The 24,254-nt window shown below is 62.1% G+C and carries 22 protein-coding genes and 1 other RNA gene; 9 read left to right on the top strand and 14 right to left on the bottom strand.

From position 1 onward, the window contains the following. Window positions 1-346 precede the first annotated feature (346 nt). A complete protein-coding gene (gene tauA, locus AC1RMX_RS01570; RefSeq protein WP_102619804.1) occupies window positions 347-1,336 on the top strand; it encodes a taurine ABC transporter substrate-binding protein in 990 nt (329 codons plus the stop codon). A gap of 39 nt (window positions 1,337-1,375) precedes the next feature. On the opposite strand, the gene argA is transcribed toward tauA, so the two are convergent. Both argA and argE read right to left on the bottom strand, forming a co-directional pair. After that, entirely contained in the window at window positions 1,376-2,674 is a 1,299-nt protein-coding gene (gene argA / locus AC1RMX_RS01575; protein ID WP_102619648.1) for an amino-acid N-acetyltransferase, read from the bottom strand. Between the two features lie 135 nt (window positions 2,675-2,809). Beyond that, window positions 2,810-3,958, bottom strand: coding sequence for an acetylornithine deacetylase (gene argE, locus AC1RMX_RS01580; RefSeq protein WP_096817444.1), 1,149 nt, complete (start codon window positions 3,956-3,958; stop codon window positions 2,810-2,812). Window positions 3,959-4,114: 156 nt separating this feature from the next. On the opposite strand from argE, the gene AC1RMX_RS01585 reads away from it, so the two are divergent. Next, window positions 4,115-5,485 (top strand): CYTH domain-containing protein, encoded by a 1,371-nt coding sequence (locus AC1RMX_RS01585; RefSeq protein WP_096817442.1) that lies wholly within the window; start codon window positions 4,115-4,117, stop codon window positions 5,483-5,485. A 39-nt stretch (window positions 5,486-5,524) separates the two neighbouring features. On the opposite strand, the gene AC1RMX_RS01590 is transcribed toward AC1RMX_RS01585, so the two are convergent. After that, complete coding sequence (locus AC1RMX_RS01590; protein WP_007951785.1) at window positions 5,525-5,995, bottom strand: Lrp/AsnC family transcriptional regulator; 471 nt, start codon at window positions 5,993-5,995, stop codon at window positions 5,525-5,527. A gap of 126 nt (window positions 5,996-6,121) precedes the next feature. Here AC1RMX_RS01590 and AC1RMX_RS01595 point away from each other — a divergent pair, with 126 nt between their 5' ends. After that, window positions 6,122-6,460 carry an ACT-like domain-containing protein gene (locus tag AC1RMX_RS01595; RefSeq protein ID WP_096817440.1) on the top strand — a complete coding sequence of 113 codons (339 nt, stop codon included), beginning with the start codon at window positions 6,122-6,124 and terminating at the stop codon, window positions 6,458-6,460. 90 nt (window positions 6,461-6,550) lie between these two features. Further along, window positions 6,551-8,335, top strand: coding sequence for a type IV pilus assembly ATPase TfpB (gene tfpB, locus AC1RMX_RS01600; RefSeq protein WP_096817439.1), 1,785 nt, complete (start codon window positions 6,551-6,553; stop codon window positions 8,333-8,335). A gap of 5 nt (window positions 8,336-8,340) precedes the next feature. On the opposite strand, the gene AC1RMX_RS01605 is transcribed toward tfpB, so the two are convergent. After that, entirely contained in the window at window positions 8,341-9,306 is a 966-nt protein-coding gene (locus AC1RMX_RS01605; protein WP_493070187.1) for a hypothetical protein, read from the bottom strand. 138 nt (window positions 9,307-9,444) lie between these two features. Between AC1RMX_RS01605 and AC1RMX_RS01610 the strand changes: the two genes are divergently transcribed. Further along, window positions 9,445-9,765, top strand: coding sequence for a DUF2388 domain-containing protein (locus tag AC1RMX_RS01610; protein ID WP_169843014.1), 321 nt, complete (start codon window positions 9,445-9,447; stop codon window positions 9,763-9,765). Between the two features lie 54 nt (window positions 9,766-9,819). Here AC1RMX_RS01610 and gcvP read toward each other — a convergent pair whose 3' ends face one another. After that, the gene (gcvP, locus tag AC1RMX_RS01615; RefSeq protein WP_493070189.1) at window positions 9,820-12,693 is read right to left on the bottom strand and encodes an aminomethyl-transferring glycine dehydrogenase; all 2,874 of its coding nucleotides are present in this window, start codon (window positions 12,691-12,693) and stop codon (window positions 9,820-9,822) included. A 157-nt stretch (window positions 12,694-12,850) separates the two neighbouring features. On the opposite strand from gcvP, the gene AC1RMX_RS01620 reads away from it, so the two are divergent. Next, window positions 12,851-13,993: a DegT/DnrJ/EryC1/StrS family aminotransferase gene (locus tag AC1RMX_RS01620; protein ID WP_493070191.1), complete on the top strand. Its 1,143-nt coding sequence runs from the start codon at window positions 12,851-12,853 to the stop codon at window positions 13,991-13,993. 70 nt (window positions 13,994-14,063) lie between these two features. Here AC1RMX_RS01620 and gcvH read toward each other — a convergent pair whose 3' ends face one another. The 9 genes from gcvH to AC1RMX_RS01665 form a co-directional block, all read right to left on the bottom strand. Continuing rightward, complete coding sequence (gene gcvH / locus AC1RMX_RS01625) at window positions 14,064-14,447, bottom strand: glycine cleavage system protein GcvH (protein ID WP_007951795.1); 384 nt, start codon at window positions 14,445-14,447, stop codon at window positions 14,064-14,066. A 48-nt stretch (window positions 14,448-14,495) separates the two neighbouring features. Beyond that, window positions 14,496-15,578: a glycine cleavage system aminomethyltransferase GcvT gene (gene gcvT / locus AC1RMX_RS01630; protein WP_096817431.1), complete on the bottom strand. Its 1,083-nt coding sequence runs from the start codon at window positions 15,576-15,578 to the stop codon at window positions 14,496-14,498. 156 nt (window positions 15,579-15,734) lie between these two features. Then, complete coding sequence (locus tag AC1RMX_RS01635) at window positions 15,735-17,351, bottom strand: ABC transporter permease (protein ID WP_493070193.1); 1,617 nt, start codon at window positions 17,349-17,351, stop codon at window positions 15,735-15,737. Between the two features lie 95 nt (window positions 17,352-17,446). Further along, the gene (locus AC1RMX_RS01640) at window positions 17,447-18,451 is read right to left on the bottom strand and encodes an extracellular solute-binding protein (protein WP_493070195.1); all 1,005 of its coding nucleotides are present in this window, start codon (window positions 18,449-18,451) and stop codon (window positions 17,447-17,449) included. Window positions 18,452-18,558: 107 nt separating this feature from the next. After that, window positions 18,559-19,776, bottom strand: a complete 1,218-nt coding sequence (locus AC1RMX_RS01645) for a 2-octaprenyl-3-methyl-6-methoxy-1,4-benzoquinol hydroxylase (protein ID WP_176504800.1) — start codon at window positions 19,774-19,776, stop codon at window positions 18,559-18,561. Between the two features lie 9 nt (window positions 19,777-19,785). Continuing rightward, window positions 19,786-20,271 carry a DUF4442 domain-containing protein gene (locus tag AC1RMX_RS01650; protein WP_102619639.1) on the bottom strand — a complete coding sequence of 162 codons (486 nt, stop codon included), beginning with the start codon at window positions 20,269-20,271 and terminating at the stop codon, window positions 19,786-19,788. Continuing rightward, window positions 20,264-21,451: a 2-octaprenyl-6-methoxyphenyl hydroxylase gene (ubiH, locus tag AC1RMX_RS01655; RefSeq protein ID WP_007951808.1), complete on the bottom strand. Its 1,188-nt coding sequence runs from the start codon at window positions 21,449-21,451 to the stop codon at window positions 20,264-20,266. The genes AC1RMX_RS01650 and ubiH overlap by 8 nt, the downstream gene beginning before the upstream one ends. Then, complete coding sequence (gene pepP, locus AC1RMX_RS01660) at window positions 21,448-22,782, bottom strand: Xaa-Pro aminopeptidase (RefSeq protein WP_493070197.1); 1,335 nt, start codon at window positions 22,780-22,782, stop codon at window positions 21,448-21,450. The genes ubiH and pepP overlap by 4 nt, the downstream gene beginning before the upstream one ends. A gap of 27 nt (window positions 22,783-22,809) precedes the next feature. Further along, on the bottom strand, window positions 22,810-23,370 hold the full coding sequence (locus AC1RMX_RS01665) for a YecA/YgfB family protein (protein ID WP_192559256.1): 561 nt from the start codon (window positions 23,368-23,370) through the stop codon (window positions 22,810-22,812). A 125-nt stretch (window positions 23,371-23,495) separates the two neighbouring features. On the opposite strand from AC1RMX_RS01665, the gene AC1RMX_RS01670 reads away from it, so the two are divergent. The 3 genes from AC1RMX_RS01670 to ssrS all read left to right on the top strand — a co-directional run bounded on the left by AC1RMX_RS01670 (window position 23,496) and on the right by ssrS (window position 24,228). Continuing rightward, window positions 23,496-23,705, top strand: coding sequence for a TIGR02449 family protein (locus AC1RMX_RS01670; protein ID WP_096817418.1), 210 nt, complete (start codon window positions 23,496-23,498; stop codon window positions 23,703-23,705). Next, window positions 23,702-24,019 (top strand): cell division protein ZapA, encoded by a 318-nt coding sequence (locus AC1RMX_RS01675; protein WP_096817416.1) that lies wholly within the window; start codon window positions 23,702-23,704, stop codon window positions 24,017-24,019. Before AC1RMX_RS01670 ends, AC1RMX_RS01675 begins: the two co-directional genes overlap by 4 nt. Before the next feature lie 30 nt (window positions 24,020-24,049). Beyond that, a non-coding RNA gene (gene ssrS / locus AC1RMX_RS01680) (6S RNA) lies at window positions 24,050-24,228 on the top strand. Window positions 24,229-24,254: the final 26 nt, after the last annotated feature.

Raw genomic sequence — 24,254 nt, forward strand, 5'->3', positions numbered from 1 at the left:
TAATTCTTGTGTTCCTGGTCCGGAGTCTGATGCCCCTGGATCCTAAGATGCGCGATTAGCGCCAGACCGTGACTGACAAGTCAATCGTAACCTTGTGTGTCTACGACCAAGGTCTAATCGCAGTTATTTGGTCCTTGCAGGGTAAAGATTTCCTGATAAACCCAAAAAGAATTTATTCATTCTTTTTCATACCATTCGGGTATATGGCTCTGTAATGGCCATCTGCACCGGGATACAGCGTATCGGCGACTAATCTCATTCCTAAATGGTATTTATTAGCCTTTTTTTAGATCGTTTAGCTTTGGCGAAACCCCGATTCGTCAAACCCTATCGAAAAGGCGACGCCATCATGGCCAAACGCGCACTATCTAGTCAATTTGTTACAGTTTTTGTATCGGCATTGATTTCTTTCTCAGCCCACGCCGCCAACCTCACTGTCGGCTACCAGACCGGCATCGATCCAAGCAAAGTCCCTCAGGCCGATGGCGTTTACGAGAAGACCATAGGCGAAAAAATCGACTGGCGCCGTTTCAACAGTGGCCCGGAAGTTGTGACAGCCATCGCCTCCGGTGACGTACAGATCGGCAACCTCGGTTCCAGCCCGCTGGCTGCCGCCGCTTCGCGCAACCTGCCGATTGTTGCGTTCATCGTCTCGGCACAGATCAATGCCGCCGAAGCCCTGGTCGTTCGCAACGGCAGCGGTATCAACAAGCCCGAGGATCTGATCGGCAAGACCATCGCCACCCCGTTCGTCTCCACCTCCCACTACAGCCTGCTCGGTGCGCTCAAGCACTGGGGCCTGGACACCTCGAAAGTCAAAGTGGTGAACCTGCAACCCGCAGAAATCGCGGCGGCCTGGAAACGCGGTGACATCGACGGCGCCTTTGTCTGGTCGCCAGCGCTGGGCGAGATCCGCAAGACCGGCAAGACCCTGACCGATGCCGCGCAGGTCGGCCAGTGGGGCGCGCCGACCTTCGAAGTCTGGGTAGCGCGCAAGGACTTTGCGGAGAAGCATCCTGAGGTCGTGGCCAAATTTGCCAAGGTGACTCTGGACTCGTTCGCCGACTATGCCGCCCATAAAGACAGCTGGACGGCCGACTCGGTGCCGGTGCAGAAAATCGCCAAACTGACCGGTGCCAACGCTGCCGACGTCCCGGAATTGCTCGCCGGTTCGGCTTTCCCCGATGCCAAGGCGCAACAGACCACTGCGCTGCTGGATGGCGGCACGGCGAAGGCGATTGGTGAGACGGCTAAATTCCTGAAGGAACAAGGCAAGGTCGAAAGCGTACTGCCCGACTATTCGCCGTATGTCAGTGCGAAGTTTGTCGCGGAGTAAAGGATATGCCCCCACGAGTCGCGTGGGGGCAATTGCCGATCACAGGGCTTTTTCGAAGATCTTCGAGTTGCGCTGATAGTTGTAGAGAGAAGCCCGGGCCGCCGGCAGGCGCTCGACGCTGCTCGGCTCGAAGCCGCGCTCGCGGAACCAGTGGGCGGTGCGGGTGGTGAGGACGAACAGTGTCTTCAGGCCCTGCGCCCGGGCACGGGTCTCGATGCGTTCGAGCAATTCGTCGCCACGACCGCCATGGCGGTATTCCGGGTTCACCGCCAGGCACGCCAGCTCACCGGCATCCGAATCGGCAATCTGATACAGCGCCGCACAGGCGATGATCATCCCTTCACGCTCGACCACGCTGAACTGCTCGATCTCACGCTCCAGCACTTCGCGCGAACGGCGCACCAGAATCCCCTGCTCTTCCAGCGGACTGATCAGGTCGAGCAAGCCGCCGACGTCTTCAATCGCCGCCTCGCGCACCCGCTCGAATTGCTCCTGGGCCACCAGCGTACCGCCACCGTCACGGGTGAACAGTTCGGTCAGCAGCGCGCCGTCCTCGGCATAACTGACGATGTGACTGCGCGCCACGCCGCCACGGCAAGCTTCGGCGGCGGCATCCAGCAGTTCTGCCTGATAGTTGCTGCCCAGACGCTGCAAATGCGCCGGCACCTGTTGCGGGCGCAGTTCGCGCACCAGTTTGCCGTTTTCGTCGATCAGACCGAGGTCAGCGCCGAACAGCAGCAGTTTGTCGGCGCCCAGATCGATAGCGGCGCGGGTGGCGACGTCTTCGCAGGCCAGGTTGAAGATTTCACCGGTCGGCGAATAACCCAGCGGCGACAGCAGCACGATGGAGCGCTCATCGAGCAGACGGTTGATGCCCTTGCGGTCGACCCGGCGCACTTCACCGGTGTGGTGATAATCGACGCCTTCCAGCACGCCGATCGGCCGTGCGGTCACCAGATTGCCGCTGGCCACTCGCAGGCGCGAGCCCTGCATCGGCGACGAGGCCATGTCCATGGACAACCGCGCTTCGATGGCGATGCGCAACTGGCCAACCGCGTCGATCACACACTCCAGCGTCGCGGCATCGGTGATGCGCATGCCGTGGTGGTAATGCGGGGTCAGGCCGCGCGCGGCAAGACGGGTTTCGATCTGCGGACGGGAGCCATGCACCAGCACCAGTCGCACGCCAAGACTGTGCAGCAGCACGATGTCATGGACGATGTTGCCGAAATTCGGATGCTCCACGCCGTCGCCGGGCAGCATGACGACGAAGGTGCAGTCGCGGTGGGCATTGATATAAGGGGACGCGTGACGAAGCCAATTGACGTATTCGGGCATGAACCTGGGCCTGTAATAAATAGCAGCCGGAAAAAGGGCGAAACGGAAAACGCACAGCGGGCTGATGGTTATCGTCGGAACAGGCTTGGCGACACGCGCGCTCTCCTCATGAATACGGGTTGGCCGGACGGCAATTTATACAGCTTTGAGACAGTAATGTTCGATCAACTGCCGCAATAGATGCACGGTAGGCTGCAAACGTGACATTTCAAGGTACTCGTCCGGCTGGTGGGCGCAGGCGATGTCGCCGGGGCCGAGCACGATGGTTTCGCAGCCAAGGCGCTGAAGATAAGGCGCTTCGGTGCCGAACGCTACCGCTTCGGCCGTGTGGCCGGTGAGTTTTTCGGCAATTCGCACCAGTTCGGCGTCCTCGGCCTGCTCGAACGGCGGCACTTCGGGGAACAAGGGTGCGTAGTCGATCTTCACCTGATGCCGTTCGGCGACCGGGTTGAGCTTGCGCAGGATCTCGGCCCGCAGGACCTTCGGGTCCATTCCCGGCAACGGCCGCAGATCAAACTCCAGCGAACACTGACCGCAGATACGGTTGGGGTTGTCGCCACCATGGATGCAACCGAAGTTCATGGTCGGCTGCGGGACGCTGAACTGCGGGTTGTTGAATTCGCGCTGCCACAGCAGGCGCAGGCCACGCAGTTCGCCGATGGCGTCGTGCATCGCTTCGAGGGCGCTGTGCCCCAGGCGTGGATCCGACGAATGGCCACTCTGCCCGAGGATGTCGATGCGCTCCATCATGATGCCCTTGTGCATGCGGATCGGCTTGAGCCCGGTCGGCTCGCCGATCACCGCCGCCCGGCCCAGCGGCCGCCCCGCTTCGGCCAGCGCCCGGGCGCCGGACATCGAGCTTTCTTCATCGCAGGTGGCGAGGATCAGCAGCGGTTGCCTGAACGGCTGGTCGAGCAGTGGTTGCACGGCTTCGATGATCAGGGCGAAGAAGCCCTTCATGTCGCAACTGCCGAGGCCGACCCAGCGGCCGTCGACTTCGGTGAGTTTCAGCGGATCGGTTTTCCACAACGCATCGTCGTAGGGCACCGTGTCGCTGTGCCCGGCCAGCACCAGCCCGCCGGGGCCGCTGCCGAAACTGGCGAGCAGGTTGAATTTGCCGGGGCTGACCTGCTGGATATCGCAGCTGAAGCCCAGATCACCGAGCCAACCCGCGAGCAAGTCAATCACTGCCCGGTTGGACTGATCGAGGCTCGGCTGGGTGCAACTGACCGACGGCACGGCGATCAGTGCAGCGAACTGGTCTTGCATGGACGGCAAAGGCATCGCTGACTCCAACTCCCGGATTGAAGTCCATCATAGAACCATCCGGCGCCGAGAATAAACCGCCGCAAGGCGTAGGAAGTTTGAGTCCTGTACACTGCACGGCCTTGGCAGCCACACATTCCCCCGGCTGCGCTCCCGATCCTGGATTTTCCGGCCATGCAGAAAGAAACCGAAATCAAACTCCGCGTCAGCCGCGAAACTCTCGCCGCCCTGCGCGAGCACCCTCTCCTGAAAAAACGCAACAAAAGTGGCTGGGAACGCCGTGAGTTGATGAATCAGTACTTCGACACGCCCGAGCGTGACCTGGCCCGGGCCAAGGTTGCCCTGCGCCTGCGCAAGGACGGCGAAGAAGTGATTCAGACCCTCAAGACCCGTGGCCAGAGCGTTGCCGGTCTGTCCGAGCGTAACGAATACGACTGGAACCTGCCCAAAGCCAAGCTCGACGTGAAGAAACTCGACGGCGAATGCTGGCCCGAGTCCCTCGCCGAGCTGGACAAGAAAACCCTGAAGCCGATCTTCACCACCGATTTCGTCCGCGAGCGCGCCGAAATCGCCTGGGGCCGTGGCAAGACCAAAGTAGTCATCGAAGCCGCGCTGGACCTGGGCCACGTGGTAGTCGGCAAACAGAAAGAAGAAATCTGCGAGCTGGAACTGGAACTGCGCGAAGGCGAGCCTGCCGCGTTGCTGGAACTGGCCGCCGAACTGGCCGAAACCCTGGCCCTGATGCCGTGCGACATCAGCAAGGCCGAGCGCGGCTATCGCCTGTACGACGCCAACAGCTATTCGCTGAGCCTGCCGGCACCGGCCATCACCGCTGAAACCCCGCTGGACGATGCCTTCGCCGCCCTGAGCTGGCACTTGCTCGGCAGCAGCCAGCGTCTGGCCGAACAGTATCGTTTCAACGGCCATTGGCGCCTGCTGCAGGACTGGGTCGAGAACCTCGCGGAAATGCGCGCCCTGCTCAGCAGCCTCGGCCAGGCCGCACCGCGTCAATCGACCCACGACCTGCGCGTTGCACTGGACGCCTTGCTGGAAGACTGGCGTCCACTGGTACAGGTCGGTATTGAAGACGAAGACGTGCGCAAAGCCGCGCCGGAGCAGTTCCTCGAAGAACTGGAAGACCCGCGCTGGGGCCTGTTCTCGCTGAACACGTCGCGCTGGTTGCTGGCCCGCACCTGGGCGGCCGACCGCAACACCCGTGGCAATCGCCAGGGTGCGGCGCAATTGGGCAGCTGGTTGCCGCGCCTGCTGGGCGAAGAAGCCACCTCGCTGCAATTGCAGCGTTATCAGCAGCAGCCGGAAGATCTGGCCGAGCAACTGCCGCGCATCGAGCGCATCCAGGTCTGGCTGCACCATGCGCGCAACGTGCTGGAGATCCCGGAAATGGATCGTCTGTACGGCGAGCTGAACAAACTGGCGCAACTGGCCAACGAGCCGACCATCACGGATGAACTGCTCGATGCGCGCAAGCATCAGGCAATTGCGGTTTACCAGAACCGCGCCTGGAAAATGCTGCTGCGCATGTAATCCCCGGCTGATGATCGTTCCCACGCGTGGGAACGATCATCAGCGCAATACCGGCAGGCTCGTCGTCGACTTGATCTCCGACAGCGCCACGATCGAGTTCACCTCCTGAATCCCCGGCACCAGCGACAGCTTCTCGAAGAAGAATCGCTCATACGCCTCGATGTCCGCCGCGACAATCCGCAACAGAAAGTCCACCGCCCCCATCAGCACGTAACACTCCAGCACCTCGGGAAAGCCGCGAATCGCCTCGGTGAATTCGGTGAAGTTCGAACGGCCGTGGGCGTTGAGTTTGATTTCGGCGAAGATCTGCGTGTTCAGGCCGATTTTCTTGCGATCGAGCAAAGTCACCTGGCCGCGAATGATCCCCTCCTCCTTCATCCGCTGAATCCGCCGCCAGCAAGGCGACTGCGACAGGCCCACCTGTTCGGCGATCTGTGCGCTGGACAAGGAAGCGTCCTCTTGCAGCAGGGCGAGAATGCGCCGGTCGTAGCTGTCCAGCTCACTATGCATAAAAAATCCTCAAAACAAGCCAATGGCGAATTGATCAGACCGATCAATCACGTAATCAGCTCATCTTAGATAAGAAATGCCCGGCATCGAATGTAAAAATTCCCCCAATGATTCCGGAGACCAGCCATGCCACACCTCGAAGCCGTCAACACCCCAGCGCCCCGTGCCGATGTGTGGAACGCCAGCAACGCCCATTGCCACGCGCAATACCAGATACTGGCCGAGGCCGAGCCGGATTTGCTGGTGCGTGTGTTGAACCTGTTCGCCTTGCAGTTCCTCACCCCGGAACAGGTCAATGTCCAGCGCCTGGACGACCTGCTGTCCATCGACATCGTCATGAGTGGCCTGAGCTGGCATCGCGCCCAGGTGATCGCGGAAAAACTTCGTAACCTGATCAGCGTCTGCTCGGTGAACCTGCAAAACCCCGAGACGGCGTGGGATGCGCCCACTCAGGCGGCAGGCTGACAAAAGCGGAAACGCCTTTGTCGGGTAGTGGCCCAACGGTCTACGGGGCCACGACTATCCTTTGCGAACTGTCGTTCAAAAGGAGCCCGCATGTCCGTTCAACTCGCCACTCAGGACCGCTGGCTGGATCTCAATGATGTATTGCGTGAACTGGTCGCCCAGGGCTTCATCAGCCAGGACTCCGCCGAGCACGCGCTGAATGCGCGCCGCCGACATGCAACCCACGGGCAGGTGCATCCGCTGGAATTCATCGCCGGCCAGCAACTGGACGACCTCAGCCGGCCGGGCAAACACCTGGACCTGGAAAGCCTGACCCTGTGGCTGGCGCAGCAGGCAGGCCAACCGTACCTGCGGATTGATCCGCTGAAGATCAACGTCGCCGCCATCACCCCGCTGATGTCCTACGCCTTCGCCCAGCGCCACAGGATCCTTGCGGTGTCGGTCGACCGCGATGCAGTGACCGTCGCCAGCGCCCAGCCCTACGTCAATGGCTGGGAAGCCGACCTGACCCACGTGCTGAAACTGCCGATCAGACGGGTGGTCGCCAACCCGGTGGACATCCAGCGCTTCAGCGTCGAGTTCTTTCGTCTCGCCAAATCGGTCAGCGGCGCCAGCAACGCCGACCAGCCGGGCAGCAACCTCGGCAATTTCGAACAACTGCTCAACCTCGGCGCCAGCGATCAGGAGCCGGACGCCAACGACGCACACATCGTCAACATCGTCGACTGGCTGTTCCAGTACGCCTTCCAGCAACGGGCCAGCGATATCCACATCGAACCACGCCGCGAGCAAGGCACGGTGCGCTTTCGTATCGACGGCGTACTGCACAACGTCTATCAATTTCCGCCGCAGGTGACGATGGCGATTGTCAGTCGCCTGAAAAGCCTTGGCCGAATGAACGTCGCCGAGAAGCGCAAACCCCAGGACGGCCGGGTCAAGACCAAGACCCCGGACGGTGGCGAGGTCGAGTTGCGCCTGTCGACGCTGCCCACCGCGTTCGGCGAAAAAATGGTGATGCGGATCTTCGACCCGGAAGTACTGCTCAAGGATTTCGATCAGCTCGGGTTTTCCGCCGACGACCTGCGCCGCTGGCAGGACATGACCCGCCAGCCCAACGGCATCATTCTGGTGACCGGGCCGACCGGTTCGGGCAAGACCACCACGCTCTATACCACCCTGAAAAAACTGGCGACCCCGGAAATCAACCTCTGCACCATCGAAGACCCGATCGAGATGGTCGAGCCGGCCTTCAACCAGATGCAGGTGCAGCACAACATCGACCTGACCTTTGCCGCCGGGGTACGGGCACTGATGCGGCAGGACCCGGACATCATCATGATCGGCGAGATCCGCGACCTGGAGACCGCCGAAATGGCGATCCAGGCTGCATTGACCGGGCACCTGGTGCTATCAACCCTGCACACCAACGATGCACCGAGCGCCATCAGCCGCCTGCTGGAACTCGGCGTGCCGCATTACCTGATCAAGGCCACGGTGCTCGGGGTCATGGCCCAACGGCTGGTGCGTACGCTGTGCCCGCACTGCAAGGTGCCATTGCCCATCGGCGAGGAAGACTGGCAAACCCTGACCCGACCGTGGCAGGCGCCGCTGCCGGGCAATGCACAACGGGCCATCGGTTGCCTCGAGTGCCGCGACACCGGTTATCACGGTCGTGCCGGGGTCTACGAAATCATGCAACTGACCGACAGCCTCAAGGCGTTGATCAGCCCGGATACCGATCTGACGGCGCTCCGGCGCCAGGCTTTCAAGGAAGGCATGCGCAGCCTGCGATTGTCCGGCGCGCAGAAAGTCGCGGCGGGGCTGACGACTATCGAGGAGGTGTTGCGGGTGACGCCGCAGAGTGAGCAGAAATAGCTCGGTTACCGGTTGAACCCCTCAACCTCGGTGCTGGGTTTGATCCATAGCTCGGAGCCGTCCAGCCTGTGCTGCTCAATCGACTGGCCGGGACCCAGCCTCTTGCCGGAGTGCAGGTTTCGTCCGGTGTAGTATTCGTCCGCACTGAATATCAATGTGGATGGCGCGTTCTGTTGCACTCTCATTCCTTGAGGGTACGTCCACTCGCCAAGGGTCAGCGGGCTCTTCAGGTTCCCCTCCCAACGCACGAGCGTGCGCTGCGGGTCCAGACGGACGCTCACGTTCGCCAGTTCAATGCCGTCGATGAAAACCGTGGATGTCGAACGAAAATGGGTAACAGCGTAGCCGGTGTCCAGCTTGTAGAGCTGGCTGGAGTCCGGCCAGTTCAGCCCGGCGATTTTCGTACCAGCCACCAACTGACAATCGCTGAACTGCCAATGCTCCGGCTGAAACCGGGTATGCTCGCCGAAGCCCAGATGGACCCAACTCCCTCCGCGACAGGGCCAGCCCTCCACCTCTTGATCCCCGACGAGCTTCAAATCTACTGCCAACGGGAGAATCATCTGCAGGGTAGAAACTCGCATTCCCTTGATGGTATGCGGTACAGCAAACTCGGCACCCCGCAGGTTGGCCAGTCCATAGACCTGAGGCTGGCCGCTCCCGTCCAGCGGTTCGGCTGATCTCAGGTGCAACCGGGTGCCGGCAGGAAAATTCAGACCCTGAACTTGAACCGCATCCTCCAGTTTCGGATTAAGGAGCTTATTTTCCCGATAACTGACCACCACCTGAAACAAGGTAAAGCCAACCACGCAGACACAGACCAGCATCAGGACAGCAAATTTGCGCGGATGGCGCAGCAGCGCCCTGCGCCATGGCGGAACACAGAGCATGATCAAAAGGCCAGGAAGGCCGATGAACGCGCCCATCAGCACCGTCCACATCACCCCGTAAATCAGCGCGATAACACCCACGATTGCATCCCTGCGAAAAAATCAGGGGGCATGGTCTCAAACAAGTGACCGCGCCTCTAGCGCTACTTGAGCCGCCATGGAACTCGACAGGGTAAATGGCGATCCAAGGTCTCAGTTCAACCCCCTGTGGAGTCACCCATCATGCGTCTCAAACTTGCTGTCGCCACCCTCGCCCTGCTGTCCCTTCCCGTTGGTTCAGCGATGGCCGACAGCTTTTGGCGTAACGTCATTTCGTCCGGCGCCACCACTGGCTCGACGTACCTGACCTTCAAGGATCACAAGCTGATCGTCGCCGCCCAGGATGACGCCGGCAGTTTCGTCGCCAGCGATGGCGGCATCCGTGGCCCGTACCTGGAAGCCGCCATGCAGAAAGTCCGCGCCGACAACCCGGGCCTGCAAGCGACGGACATGGAACTGGCGAACGCGATCCTGGCGAAGAACGCCGTAGCATCGGAATAAACCTTTCGCCCAAAAAAATGCCGCTCACATGAGCGGCATTTTTTTGCCCGCCAATCAGCGGTAATCATCCACCGGCACACACGCGCAGAACAGGTTGCGGTCGCCATAGACGTTGTCCACCCGGTTCACCGCCGGCCAGTATTTGTGCGCCTTGGTATGCGCATCCGGCGTGATGCCCTGCTCAATAGTGTAAGGCCGCTCCCAGACGCCGGTGACATCGGCCAGCGTATGCGGCGCACGCTTGAGCGGATTGTCCTCGGCCGGCCAGTTGCCGTTTTGCACTTCGGTGATTTCCGCGCGGATGCTCAACATGGCGCCGATGAAGCGGTCCAGTTCGGTCTTGGACTCACTCTCGGTCGGCTCGACCATCAAGGTACCCGGCACCGGGAACGACATGGTCGGCGCATGGAAGCCGTAATCCATCAGGCGTTTGGCGATGTCTTCCTCACTGATGCCGGTCTGCGCTTTCAGCGGCCGCAGATCCAGAATGCATTCATGGGCCACCCGATCATTGCGCCCGGTGTAGAGCACGGGAAAGGCGCCGGACAGATGCTGCGCCAGGTAATTCGCCGCGAGGATCGCCACTTCGCTGGCGTCCGCCAGTTGCGGCCCCATCATGGCGATGTACATCCAGCTGATCGGCAAAATGCTCGCACTGCCCCAGGGCGCTGCGCTCACCGCACCGTTCTGCGGTTGCGGCCCGTCGATCGGCACCACCGGGTGATTGGCGACGAACGGCGCCAGATGCGCCCGCACACCGATTGGCCCCATGCCCGGCCCGCCTCCGCCGTGGGGAATGCAGAAGGTCTTGTGCAGGTTCATGTGTGAAACGTCGGCGCCGATGTCCGCCGGCCGCGCCAGTCCGACCTGGGCATTGAGGTTGGCGCCGTCCATGTACACCTGGCCGCCGTGCTTGTGGATAACTTCGCAGATTTCGCTGATGCCCTCCTCGTACACGCCGTGGGTCGACGGATACGTCGCCATCAGGCACGACAACTTGTCTCCCGCCTCGGATGCCTTGGATTTCAGGTCATCCAGATCAACGTTGCCCGCCTCGTCGCACTCGACGATCACCACCCGCATCCCGGCCATCTGCGCCGAGGCCGGGTTGGTGCCGTGGGCCGAGGACGGAATCAGGCAGATGTCGCGCCCGCCCTGGTGGCGACTTTCGTGGTATTTGCGGATCGCCAGCAACCCGGCGTATTCGCCCTGGGCGCCGGAGTTGGGCTGCATGCAGATCGCGTCGAACCCGGTGATCGCGCACAACCAGCGCTCCAGCTCTTCGATCATCAACGTGTATCCGACGGCCTGCTCTCGGGGCACGAACGGGTGCAGGTTGGCGAACTGCGGCCAGGTGATCGGGATCATTTCACTGGTGGCGTTGAGTTTCATGGTGCAGGAGCCGAGCGGGATCATCGACTGGTTGAGCGCCAGATCCTTGTTCTCCAGCTGCTTGAGGTAGCGCAGCATCTCGGTTTCGCTGTGATGGGCGTTGAAAACCGGGTGGCGCAGATAGGGTGAACTGCGCAGCAGATTATCCGGAATCCCGGACACCAGCGTTTCAGCGTCGAGTTCTTCGACGTTCAATCCATGATCGACACCCAACAGCACATCGAACAGTTTGCCGACCGTGCTCTCGTCACAGGTTTCATCGAGGCTCAGGCCCAAATGGCCGCGACCGAGAATCCGCAGGTTGATCTGCGCGTCCTGAGCGCTTTCGATGATCGCGGTCTGCGCGCCGCCGACGTCCAGGGTGAGTGTGTCGAAAAAGTGCTCGTTGATACGCTTGATGCCATGCCGCTCAAGGCCGGCAGCAAGGATGCAGGTCAGCCGGTGCACGCGCTGGGCGATCCGCTTCAGCCCTTGCGGCCCGTGATAGACCGCGTAAAAACTGGCGATGTTGGCCAGCAACACCTGGGCGGTGCAGATGTTCGAATTGGCCTTCTCCCGGCGAATATGCTGCTCCCGAGTTTGCAGGGCCATGCGCAGCGCCACGTTGCCACGAGCGTCCTTCGACACGCCGATGATCCGCCCGGGGATCGCCCGTTTGTACTCCTCGCGACTGGCGAAAAACGCCGCGTGCGGCCCGCCGTAACCCATCGGCACACCGAAGCGCTGTGAAGAGCCGAACACCACATCGGCGCCCAGTTCACCCGGTGGCGTCAGCAACAACAGACTGAGCAAATCGGCCGCCACGCATGCCAGCGCCTGTTGCGCATGCAGGTGATCGATCAACGGGCGCAGGTCGCGGACCTCGCCGTGGGTGTCGGGGTATTGCAGCAGCGCGCCGAACACCTGGTGCTGCTTCAAGTTATCCACCGTGTCGACGATCAGCTCGAAGCCGAAGCCTTCGGCGCGGGTCTGCACCACGGAAATGGTTTGCGGATGACAGTTTTCGTCGACGAAAAACAGATTGCTCTTCGACTTCGCCACGCGTTTGGCCAGCGCCATGGCCTCGGCGGCCGCAGTCGCCTCATCGAGCAACGAGGCGTTGGCCAGTTCCAGACCGGTGAGATCGATGGTCAGTTGCTGGAAGTTGAGCAACGCTTCGAGCCGGCCCTGGGCAATCTCCGGTTGATAGGGCGTATAGGCGGTGTACCAACCGGGATTTTCCAGCACGTTACGCAAAATGACCGCCGGCGTGAGGGTGCCGTGGTAGCCCATGCCGATCAGGCTGGTCCAGACCTGGTTCTGTTCGGCGTACCCGCGCAGTTTCGCCAGCGCGGCCTGCTCGTCCAGCGCGGGCGGCAGGTCCAGTTCGCGGTTGAGGCGGATGGCGGGCGGGACAGTCTGCTCGATCAGTTCGATCCGGCTGCCGAGGCCCAGGCTGTCGAGCATCGCCTGCTGCTCGGCGGCATCGGGGCCGAGGTGACGGCGCAGGAAGGCATGGGGGTCGCGTAACTGGCTCAGGGATGGCAACTGGGACATGACGGGCTCTCTCTTGGCTGGCGGCTCGGCGTCAATGCAACACGGTCAAACCAGCATAGCAGTCGATACCGTCGCGGACGGCTTGGCGGCGGGTGGCCTGACGGGGCATGCTGTGGCACCTGTAACACGCGCCCAACCCTCGGATGATCGAATCCTCATGAGCCAACTGCCGTTTCTGCCGTTTTCCAAACCTGTCATCGATGAAGCCACCATTGCCGCCGTCGGCGATGTCCTGCGTTCCGGCTGGATCACCAGCGGGCCGAAGGTCCAGGCCTTCGAGGCGCAACTGTCGGAATATTTCGGCGGGCGCCCGGTACGCACGTTCAACTCCGGCACCTGCACCATGGAAATCGCCCTGCGCATCGCCGGCATCGGCCCGGGGGACGAAGTGATCACCACGCCGATTTCCTGGGTGGCCACGGCCAACGTGATTCTTGAGGTGGGGGCCACACCGGTGTTCGCCGACATCGACCCGGTCACCCGCAACATCGACCTGGATCGACTGGAAGCGGCCATCACCCCGCGCACCAAGGCGATCATCCCGGTCTATCTCGCCGGGTTGCCGGCGGATATGGAGCGCCTGTACGCCATCGCCAAAAAACACAACCTGCGCATCGTCGAAGACGCCGCGCAGGCACTCGGTTCGAGCTGGAACGGCCAGCGCATCGGTGCCACCGGTGATTTCGTGTCGTTCAGCTTCCAGGCCAACAAGAACGTGACCTGCTCCGAAGGCGGATGCCTGGTGCTGAATACGCCGGAAGAAGTGCGTCTGGCGGAGAAATATCGCCTGCAAGGCGTCACCCGCACCGGGTTCGACGGTCTGGATGTCGATGTGCTGGGTGGCAAGTTCAACATGACCGATGTGGCGGCCGTCATCGGCCTCGGGCAGTTCGCCCACATCGAAACGCTGACCGCCCATCGTCAGGAACTGGCTCGCCACTACTTCAAATGCTTTGGCGACGACTTCGAAGCCACGTACGGCGCGCAACTGCCGCCAGCCGACTTCACCAACAGCAACTGGCACCTGTTCCAGCTGGTGTTGCCGGAGCGCAAGGACGGCTTGCCGGCGCGGGCCACGTTCATGGAGCAGATGCAGGCGCTGGGCGTCGGCATCGGCTATCACTACCCGCCGATCCACCTGCTGAGCCTGTACCGCGAGCGCGGTTTCAAGGAAGGGATGTTGCCGGTGGCCGAGCGCGTCGGGCGGCTGATTGTGTCGTTGCCGATGTTCACCACCATGAACAAGGCAGATGTCGAGCGCTCGGTGGCGGCGGTCAAAGCGGTACTGGGCAACGCCTGAGCCGCGCGATTGAAAGCTGCGGCCACAAAAAAGCCCCGACGGATCGGGGCTTTGCGGTGTTGCGTGAAGCTTATTCGCCGATGGCAGCCTTGTAGCCGGCAGCGTCGAGCAGCTTGTCCAGCTCGGCCTTGTCGCTTGGCTTGAGCTTGAAGATCCACGCGGCGTACGGATCGTTGTTCAGTTCTTCCGGCGCGCTGGCCAGGTCTTCGTTGACGGCGATCACTTCACCGCCGACCGGGGAGTAGATGTCGGAAGCGGCCTTCACCGATTCGACAACACCGGCAGCATCACCGGCAGCAAACACCTTGCCGACTTCGGCCAGTTCAACGAACACCACATCACCCAACGCTTCCTGGGCGTGATCGCTGATGCCCACGGTGACGGTGCCATCGGCTTCCAGGCGCGCCCATTCATGACTTTCGGCAAAACGCAGTTCGGCTGGGATGTTGCTCATGCTCGGTGTCCTCAAGAAATTGTCAGCGGTCGTGCCCGCCGGAAAAGGTTAGATCAAGGTTTTGCCGTGACGGACGAAGGTCGGTTTGACCACTCGTACCGGATACCACTTGCCACGGATTTCCACTTCGGCGCGGTCGGCAGTCGCCATCGGTACACGCGCCAGGGCAATCGACTTGCTAAGCGTAGGAGAGAAACTACCACTGGTGATCTCTCCTTCGCCAACATCAGCGATACGAACCACCTGATGCGCACGCAAAACCCCGCGTTCCTCGAGCACCAGACCCACCAGTTTGTGCTGCACGCCGGCGGTTTTTTCCGCTTCCAGCGCATCGCGACCGATGAACCGACGCGTGGCCGGTTCCCAGGCGATGCTCCAGGCCATGTTCGAAGCCAGTGGCGAAACGTCTTGATGGATGTCTTGGCCGTAGAGGTTCATCCCGGCTTCCACCCGCAAGGTGTCGCGGGCACCGAGGCCGATGGGGGAAATGCCGGCGCCCACCAGATCGTTGAAAAATCCGGGGGCCTGATCGGCCGGCAGGGCGATTTCCAGACCGTCCTCACCGGTGTAGCCGGTCCGTGCAATGAACCAGTCACCGTCGACGTGACCTTCGAAAGGCTTGAGCATCTGGATCAGATTGGCGCGGGACTGGGTCACCAGCTCGGCAATCTTGTGCCGGGCATGGGGGCCTTGAATGGCGAGCATCGCCAGATCCGTACGCTCGTGCAGTTGCACGTCGTAGCCGGTGAGATGAGCCTGCATCCACGCCAGGTCCTGATCGCGGGTCGAGGCGTTGACCACCAGTCGGTAACCGTCCTCGAGGCGGTAGACGATCATGTCGTCGACGATACCGCCGCGCTCGTTGAGCATGGTGCTGTACAACGCACGGCCGGGGCTGTGCAGGCGTTCGACGTCATTGGCCAGCAAATGCTGGAGCCAGGCCTTGGCCTGGTGGCCGGCGACATCGATCACGGTCATGTGGGATACATCGAACACCCCGCAATCGCGACGCACCTCGTGGTGCTCCTCGACCTGCGAGCCGTAATGCAGTGGCATGTCCCAACCGCCAAAATCGACCATCTTCGCGCCGAGGGCGAGATGCAGGTCATACAGAGGCGTACGCTGTCCCATGGGTTTCTCCTTCCGGGCGTGGCGAAGGTGCGGAGCGCTGCTGCACGGTTTGAAAGCCCTGTAGAAGAAGGCTTTCAGCCGATTTCAGCGACAGGGTCTGTCAGACGGACCGCACCGAATGCCGCGCATTGTAGCCGCATGATTCAGGACTGACGACTAAGTGTTTCTGTGGGCCGAGCGCCGGATCAGGCAGACGACCGGCAACAGGCCGACCAGAACCAGGGTCAGCGCCGGCAACGACGCCCTCGCCCATTCGCCTTCGCTGGTCATTTCGAAGATCCGCACGGCCAGCGTGTCCCAGCCAAACGGGCGCATCAGCAGGGTCGCGGGCATTTCCTTGAGTACATCGACGAACACCAGCAGTGCAGCGCTGAGTGTGCCGGGTAGCAACAGCGGCAGATACACTTTGAAAAACAGTCGCGGCCCACTGACACCCAGGCTACGTGCCGCTTCAGGCAAAGAGGGCCGTATACGCGCCAAGCTGTTTTCCAACGGCCCGTAGGCCACCGCCACGAACCGCACCAGATAAGCCATCAACAACGCCGCCAGACTGCCCAGCAGCAACGGTTTGCCTGTACCGCCGAGCCAGCCGGAGAGTGGAATCACCAGCTCACGATCCAGATAACTGAACGCCAGCATGATCGACACCGCCAGCACCGAGCCCGGCAACGCGTAGCCGAGATTGGCCAGACTGACGCCGGAACGGATCGCCCGGGTCGGTGCCAGACGTCGGGCGAACGCCAGCAACATCGCCACGCTGACCGTGATCAACGCCGCCATGCCACCCAGATACAGGGTGTGCAGAATCAGCCCGGCGTAACGCTCATCCAGATCGAAACGCCCGCGCTGCCAGAACCACACCAGCAGTTGCAGCACCGGGATGACAAACGCACAGGCGAACACCAGACCGCACCATCCGGTCGCCGCCCAGGCCTTGGGCCCGCGCAGGTGATACAACGCCTTGACCCGTGGCCGCTCGTTGCTCGCCCGATTGGCGCCCCTCGCGCGACGTTCGCCGTACAACACCAGCATCACCACCAGCAACAACAGGCTGGCCAGTTGCGCGGCACTCGACAGGCTGAAGAAGCCATACCAGGTCTTGTAGATCGCAGTGGTGAAGGTGTCGAAGTTGAACACCGAGACCGCGCCGAAATCCGCCAGAGTTTCCATCAGTGCCAGCGCCACGCCAGCGCCGATGGCCGGCCTCGCCATCGGCAATGCCACCCGCCAGAACGCCTGCCACGGCGACTGGCCGAGCACTCGCGCGGCTTCCATCAATCCCTTGCCCTGCGCTAGGAACGCGGTGCGCGCCAGCAAGTAAACATAGGGATAGAACACCAGCACCAACACCAGAATCACCCCGCCGGTGGAGCGCACTCGCGGCAGGCGCAGGCCGGTGCCGAACCATTCTCGCAGCAGGGTTTGCACGGGGCCTGCGAAGTCCAGCAAGCCGACGAACACGAACGCCAGCACGTAAGCCGGGATTGCGAACGGGAGCATCAACGCCCAGTCGAGCCAGCGCCGACCGGGGAATTCACAGAGGCTGGTGAGCCACGCAAGGCTTACGCCCAGCAGGGTCACGCCGATGCCGACACCGAGCACCAGCGTCAGGGTGTTGCCCAACAGGCGTGGCATCTGGGTTTCCCACAGGTGCGACCAGATCTGCTGGTCGATGGTCTGCCACGACAGCAGGAGGACGCTGAGGGGGAGCAGCACCAACGCGGCGATGGCGAAGACGATGGGGTACCAGCGACGTTGGGCGGGGTGGGCCAAGGAAAGACTCTCGTTAAATGAATGTGCCCACTCTCTGCGTGGGCACACATCCTGTGACGCTACGCGTCACGCTTGCGGCGATTCGACTCGCAACGTCAGTTCCAACCCGCCCGATCCATCATCCGGATCGCTTCAGCCTGACGCTTGCCCGCTACCTCAACCGGCAACGTATCGGCCACAAACTGACCCCACGCCGCCACTTCTTCCGAGGGCTTCACCACCGGATTCGCCGGGAACTCCTGGTTCACGTCGGCAAAGATCTTCTGCGCCTCAGGCGTGGTCATCCACTCGACCAGAGCCTTGGCCGCTTCCGGGTGTGGTGCATGTTTGGTCAGGCCGATGCCCGACAGGTTGACGTGCACACCGCGATCCGCCTGGTTCGGCCAGAACAGTTTCACCGGCAGATCTGGTTTCTGCTTGTGCAGGCGACCGTAGTAGTAGGTGTTGACGATGCCGACGTCGCACTGGCCGGCGTTGATCGCTTCCAGCACCGCAACGTCGTCGGAGAACACGTCGGTGGACAGGTTGTTGACCCAGCCCTTGAGGATCTTCTCGGTTTTCTCGGCGCCGTGGACTTCGATCATGGTGGCGGTCAGCGACTGGTTGTAGACCTTCTTCGCCGTGCGCAGGCACAGGCGACCTTCCCAGTTCTTGTCGGCCAGCGCTTCGTAGGTGGTCAGCTCGCCCGGTTTTACCCGTGCGGTGGAATAGGCGATGGTCCGCGCACGCAGGCTCAGACCTGTCCAGGCGTGGGTGGACGAGCGGTATTGCAGGGGAATGTTGGCGTCGATGGTTTTCGAGGTGAACGGCTGGAGAATGCCCATCTGCTCGGCCTGCCAGAGGTTGCCGGCATCGACGGTCAGCAGCAGGTCGGCGGTGGCGTTCTCGCCTTCGGCCTTGATCCGCTGCATCAGCGGCGCTTCCTTGTCGGTGATGAACTTGATCTTCACCCCGGTCTTGGCGGTGTAGGCATCGAACACCGGCTTGATCAGTTCATCGATACGCGACGAGTAGACCACCACCTCATCGGCGGCCTGGGCGGCGGTGCTGCCAATCAGGGTCAGGGCCAGTGCGGTCAGAAGACGCTGGGGTGCCAACATGGGAGTGATCTCTCGGTCGGGAAAAGTGGCCCAAATGATAAGGACTCACATTTACCAGCTCAATCGATCACTTTCCCAAGGAGTTACCAGATGTTGCACGACATTCGTCAGGCCTTGGCGAGGGCCGGCAAGTCCCCGGTCAGCCCCAACGCTTCACGCACAAACAGTGCTTTGGCCTCGGGCATCTGCTCGACGATTTTCAGCCCGGTGTTGCGCAACCAGCGCAACGGCAGCGGATCAGCCTGGAACAAGCGCTCGAAGCCTTCCATCGCGGCCATCAGCGCCAGGTTATGCGGCATGCGCCGGCGCTCGTAGCGGCTCAGCACTTTCACGTCCGCCAGGCGTTCGCCGCGTTCGTTCGCTTGCAGCAGCACTTCGGCCAGCACAGCGGCGTCGAGGAAACCGAGGTTCACACCCTGCCCCGCCAGTGGGTGGATGGTGTGCGCGGCATCGCCGATCAACGCCAGGCCTTCGGCCACGTAGCGCTTGGCGTGACGCTGGCGCAGCGGCACGCACAGACGCGGATCGGCGCTGATGACGTCGCCGAGGCAACCTTCGAAGGCGCGTTCCAGCTCACGGCAGAAATCTGCTTCATCCAGCGCCATCAACCGTTCGGCTTCGCTCGGCGTGGTCGACCAGACGATCGAGCACCAATCCTGCTGACCATCACGCTCCAGCGGCAGAAACGCCAGCGGCCCGTGATCGGTGAAGCGCTGCCACGCGGTCATGCGGTGCGGTTTGCTGCTGCGCACGCTGGTGACGATGGCGTGGTGCAGATAATCCCACTCGCGAGTGGCGACACCGGTCAGACGGCGCACGGCGGAGTTGGCCCCGTCCGCCGCGATCACCAGCGGCGCACGCAAGGTGCGGCCATCGGCCAGGGTCAGCAGCCAATCGTCACCGGAGCGGCGCATCTGCTCCAGCCGCGCATTGGGCAGCAAGCCCAGGTCGCAATCGTGCAAACGGTCGAGCAAGGCATCCTGCACCACGCGGTTTTCGACAATGTGGCCGAGCACATCGGCGTGCACGCTGCTGGCCGAGAAATGAATCTGCCCGGTGCCGCTGCCGTCCCAGACATGCATGTCGGTGTACGGGCTGCTGCGTCGGTTGACGATGCCGTCCCACACGCCGAGGCGATCGAGGATCCGCTGGCTGGCGGCCGACAACGCGCTGACTCGCGGCTCGAACGGCGCATCGCCATTGAAGGGTTTGACGCTCAGCGGGCTGCCGTCGAGCAGCAGGACTTCCAGCCCGCTGTTCTGCAACGCCAGCGCCAGGGCGCTGCCGACCATTCCGGCTCCGACAATCAGCAGATCTGCGCGCATTTCCATGCTTTAAGCCTGTCTCGCTTGCGGCTTGAGCCGCACGTAAAGGGTTTTACCGACCCGCGCCACCAGGTTGCCGGCGCCGTCATGAATGTCGACCTGCAGCTGCGGCAGGTATTTCTCGCCACTGGCGGTCTGCCGACGGATCTCGTCGAGCAGGGTGTCGTCGATGTTGAACCGGGCGAACACCGGGCCTTTGCCCGGCGCAATGAAATCAATATCGGCAGCCTTGTCCCAGACGATGTACCGCGAGCCGAGGTTTTCCATGAGCATCAACATGAAGAACGGATCGACCATCGAATACAGACTGCCGCCGAACTGGGTGCCGACGTAATTGCGGTTGTACCAGCCCAGGCCCATCGAGACCTGGATGTCGCGAAAGTCATCGCTGATGTGCTTCACCCGGACGCCGGCGCCGAAGTACGGCGGGTAGAACGTCATGATCCAGCGCATCAGCTGCGCCTTGCCAAACTGTTTGATCAGCCACTCACGCATCCGGCCGCGTCCCCAGCCCCATGGCCTGACGGGCGAACCAGCGCTTGGCCGGCGGCAGCAGATCGAGGCCGAGCAGGCCGATGTTGCGGCCCAGCGACACCAGTGGCTGGGTGCTGCCGAACAGGCGCGTGACCTGATCGGAGAAACCGACGGTGAGGTCCTGATCGAGGCGCTGGCGCTCGCGATAGGCCTGCAACGTGGCGAAATCCCCCAGCGGTTTGTCGCTGGCCAGCAGTGCGGCGGCCAACGCATCGGCATCGCGCAGGGACAGGTTGAAACCCTGCCCGGCAATCGGGTGCAGGCTGTGGGCGGCGTTGCCGAGCACGGCCAGATGCGAACGCACCTGCTCTTCGGCTTCCACCAGCGACAGCGGATACAGATGCCGCGCGCCGACCTGTTTCAGGGTGCCGAGGCGGTAGCCGAACACGCCTTGCAGCTCGCTGAGGAAATCCCGCTCGCTCAGGTCCGCCAGACGTTGCGCGTCCATGCCCAGACGGGTCCAGACCAGCGCGCAGCGGTTCTCCGGCAGCGGCAGCAGCGCCATCGGGCCTTCGTCGGTGAAGCGCTCGAAGGCCATGCCGTTGTGCGCTTCACTCGGGGTGATGTTGGCGATCAGCGCGCTCTGGTTGTACGGGCGTTTGCGCACGTTGATGCCCAGTTGCTCGCGCAGACCGGAACGACCGCCATCGGCGAGCACCGCCAGATCGCACTCGACCGTGGTTTCATCGTTGAGGGTCAGGCGATAGCCGTCGGGCAACGGTTCCATGCGGGTGACTTCTGCCGGACAACGCCAGCTGATCACCTCTTTATCGAGGTGCTGCCACAGGCACTGGCCGAGCCAGGCGTTTTCCACCACGTAACCGAGCGCCGGGACGCCCTCTTCCATCGCCGACAGTCGGGCGGTGGAGAAACGACCACGGTCGGACACGTGAATCTGCTTGATCGGCTCGGCGCGGCGGGAGATTTCCTGCCACACGCCCAGCCGTTGATAGATCTGCCGCGAGCCGAAAGACAGCGCCGATGAACGGGCGTCGTAACTTGGCTGCCAGGTGTCGCCGGGGGCGAACGGTTCGATCAGCACGATCTTCCAGCCACGGGCCTTGGCCCCGGCCTGCAAGGCCAGCGCCAGACTGGCGCCGACCAGACCACCACCGATGATTGCCAGATTGACCCGACTCATGCCGCGCAGATCCGTGCTTGCGCCATCAGGGCTTCGATCTCGGCGACGGTTTTCGGCACGCCGTGGGTCAAAATTTCACAACCGCTCTTGGTCACTACCACGTCGTCCTCGATGCGCACGCCAATGCCGCGCCATTTCTTCGCTACGTTCTGATTGTCCGGGGCGATGTAGATGCCCGGCTCCACGGTCAGCGCCATGCCGACTTCCAGCACCCGCCATTCGCCGCCGACCTTGTATTCGCCGACGTCATGCACATCCATCCCAAGCCAGTGGCCGGCGCGGTGCATGTAAAACGCCTTGTAGGCTTCGGACGCGATCAACTCGTCCACTTCGCCCTGCAACAACCCCAGCTTCACCAGCCCGGCGGTGATCACCCGAACCGTCGCTTCGTGTGCCTGGTTCCAGTGCTTGTTCGGAGCGATTTCGGCGAACGCCGCTTCCTGCGAGGCCAACACCAATTCGTAGATCGCTTTCTGCTCGGCCGAGAACTTGCCGTTGACCGGCCAGGTGCGGGTGATGTCGCTGGCGTAGCAGTCGATTTCGCAACCGGCGTCGATCAGCACCAGATCACCGTCCTTGAGCAACGCGTCATTCTGCTGGTAATGCAGGATGCAACTGTTGCGCCCGGCGGCGACGATCGAACCATAGGCCGGCATCTTCGCCCCGCCCTTGCGGAACTCGTAATCGAGTTCGGCTTCGAGGCTGTACTCGTACAGCCCGGCGCGGCTGGCCTGCATCGCCCGGATGTGGGCCTGGGCGGAAATCCGCGCCGCTTCGCGCATCACCTTCACTTCTGCCGCCGATTTATACAGGCGCATGTCGTGCAGCAGGTGATCCAGGGCAACGAATTCGTTCGGCGGCTGGGCACCGAGGTGCGCCTTGGAGCGGATCACGTTGATCCAGTCCATCAGGTGGCGGTCGAATTCCGGGTTGCTGCCCATGGCCGAATACACCCGGTCGCGGCCCTCGATCAGGCCCGGCAGGATGTCGTCGATGTCAGTGATGGGGAAGGCGTCGTCGGCGCCAAAATCGCGAATCGCGCCTTCCTGGCCGGCGCGCAGGCCATCCCAGAGTTCCCGTTCGGCATTGCGTTCACGGCAGAACAGCACGTATTCGCCATGTTCGCGACCAGGCATCAAGACGATGACCGCCTGTGGCTCGGGGAAACCGCTCAGGTACTGGAAGTCGCTGTCCTGACGGTAGACGTGCTCGACGTCACGGTTGCGAATGGCAACCGCAGCGGCGGGCAGGATGGCGATGCTGTTGGGTTCCATCTGCGCCATCAGCGCCTTGCGGCGACGGCTGTATTCCGCTTTCGGGATATGGATCATGGGCAGATGGCTTTCCCTGGCACGCGATCAGTGCAGCGACGGCTTGGCGGCTGGCGGCACGTCGGTTTTCTTGGTTTCGGAGAACAGCAGCAGCGGCGCTACACGCAGGTACTCCATGACTTCCATGTAGTCGCTTTCGCCGTCTTCGGACTCTTCCAGGGCGTCTTGCACCTGGGAGATCGCCGCCAGATCCTGCAACACTTCGGTGGCCTCGGTGCTCAGCATGCTGCTGTCGCGGCAGTTCAGGCCGAAACCGGTGAGGAAGCCCTGGCACCATTCACCCAGCGCGGCAGCGCGCTCGGCCAGTGGCGCGTCATCGTTCGGCAGCAGCAGAACCACGGTGACGTCGTCGCCGGTGAGCTCGCTCTTGACCATTTCCTGCAGACCGATCAGCGCGGCACGAACGTTGTCCTGCGGCTCGCCTTCGAGCAGCTCGGCGGCATCGATCAGCCATTCGTCTGCATTGAAGCCGGCGCCGGCGCAACTGCGGCCCAGCAACAGGCCGTGCAGTTCGGCAGGCGAAACGGAGTGACCGCTGGAATTCAGCAGGGTGGCAAAGCCTTGGTACGGGGAATTCTGAATGGGCATGGGCAGCTAGGCGCCAGACGGCGCTATGTCTAGAATGAAGGCCTTGTATCCTACATCGACAGACTCGCCAAGACCATTAAAGGCTGTCCGCCAGCCAAACCCATCAGACCGAATCAGTGGACACAATGGAAGACACCGACCTGCAAGCGCTGATGGCCAGACTCGAACTGCTGATTACTCGGGTTGAGCAACTAAAGAGTCAAAACGCACTCTTACAAGCTCAGGAAAAGACCTGGCGCGAGGAACGCGCTCACCTCATTGAAAAAAACGAAATCGCCCGGCGTAAGGTCGAATCGATGATTTCGCGCCTCAAGGCCCTGGAGCAAGACTCATGAGTTCAAGCAATAGCGTTACCGTGCAGATCCTCGACAAAGAATATTCGATCATCTGTCCGCAGGAAGAACGCAGCAATCTGGTCAGTGCCGCGCGTTACCTGGACGGCAAGATGCGCGAGATCCGCAGCAGCGGTAAAGTCATCGGCGCCGACCGCATCGCCGTGATGGCCGCGCTGAACATCACCCACGATCTCTTGCACAAAGAAGAGCGCCCGGACATCCAGGCCAGCGGCTCGACCCGTGAACAGGTGCGAGACTTGCTCGATCGTGTCGATCTGGCGCTGGCCGACGATCCGGACATCAGCAAGGGCTGATTCGCCAGGCGGCTTGAGGTATACTCGCCGCACTCCCTGGGGTGCTTGCCAGTTGACGATGTCCCTGAGCCGATTTGCACTACCCTGGGGGTTGCACGTTGGGCTGGTGTGCATGTCCGCCAGACGGAAAGCCTTAAAGCCTACTGCATCCTCCACCTTGAACTCTCGGGTTCAAGGGCTAAGTCGACAGCGGCTCATCCGGGGAGCCTGATTCGAATCCGATGCCGGTGCATGC

This window comes from Pseudomonas sp. GW822-FHT03F04, from assembly GCF_058801405.1.

Excerpts from the sequence above, each read along its gene's own strand:
- argA (WP_102619648.1), bottom strand. The coding sequence starts at position 2,674 with ATGCCCGAATACGTCAATTGGCTTCGTCACGCGTCCCCTTATATCAAT.
- argE (WP_096817444.1), bottom strand. The coding sequence starts at position 3,958 with ATGCCTTTGCCGTCCATGCAAGACCAGTTCGCTGCACTGATCGCCGTG.
- AC1RMX_RS01585 (WP_096817442.1), top strand. The coding sequence starts at position 4,115 with ATGCAGAAAGAAACCGAAATCAAACTCCGCGTCAGCCGCGAAACTCTC.
- AC1RMX_RS01590 (WP_007951785.1), bottom strand. The coding sequence starts at position 5,995 with ATGCATAGTGAGCTGGACAGCTACGACCGGCGCATTCTCGCCCTGCTG.
- AC1RMX_RS01595 (WP_096817440.1), top strand. The coding sequence starts at position 6,122 with ATGCCACACCTCGAAGCCGTCAACACCCCAGCGCCCCGTGCCGATGTG.
- tfpB (WP_096817439.1), top strand. The coding sequence starts at position 6,551 with ATGTCCGTTCAACTCGCCACTCAGGACCGCTGGCTGGATCTCAATGAT.
- gcvP (WP_493070189.1), bottom strand. The coding sequence starts at position 12,693 with ATGTCCCAGTTGCCATCCCTGAGCCAGTTACGCGACCCCCATGCCTTC.
- AC1RMX_RS01620 (WP_493070191.1), top strand. The coding sequence starts at position 12,851 with ATGAGCCAACTGCCGTTTCTGCCGTTTTCCAAACCTGTCATCGATGAA.
- gcvH (WP_007951795.1), bottom strand. The coding sequence starts at position 14,447 with ATGAGCAACATCCCAGCCGAACTGCGTTTTGCCGAAAGTCATGAATGG.
- gcvT (WP_096817431.1), bottom strand. The coding sequence starts at position 15,578 with ATGGGACAGCGTACGCCTCTGTATGACCTGCATCTCGCCCTCGGCGCG.
- AC1RMX_RS01640 (WP_493070195.1), bottom strand. The coding sequence starts at position 18,451 with ATGTTGGCACCCCAGCGTCTTCTGACCGCACTGGCCCTGACCCTGATT.
- AC1RMX_RS01645 (WP_176504800.1), bottom strand. The coding sequence starts at position 19,776 with ATGCGCGCAGATCTGCTGATTGTCGGAGCCGGAATGGTCGGCAGCGCC.
- AC1RMX_RS01650 (WP_102619639.1), bottom strand. The coding sequence starts at position 20,271 with ATGCGTGAGTGGCTGATCAAACAGTTTGGCAAGGCGCAGCTGATGCGC.
- ubiH (WP_007951808.1), bottom strand. The coding sequence starts at position 21,451 with ATGAGTCGGGTCAATCTGGCAATCATCGGTGGTGGTCTGGTCGGCGCC.
- pepP (WP_493070197.1), bottom strand. The coding sequence starts at position 22,782 with ATGATCCATATCCCGAAAGCGGAATACAGCCGTCGCCGCAAGGCGCTG.
- AC1RMX_RS01665 (WP_192559256.1), bottom strand. The coding sequence starts at position 23,370 with ATGCCCATTCAGAATTCCCCGTACCAAGGCTTTGCCACCCTGCTGAAT.
- AC1RMX_RS01670 (WP_096817418.1), top strand. The coding sequence starts at position 23,496 with ATGGAAGACACCGACCTGCAAGCGCTGATGGCCAGACTCGAACTGCTG.
- AC1RMX_RS01675 (WP_096817416.1), top strand. The coding sequence starts at position 23,702 with ATGAGTTCAAGCAATAGCGTTACCGTGCAGATCCTCGACAAAGAATAT.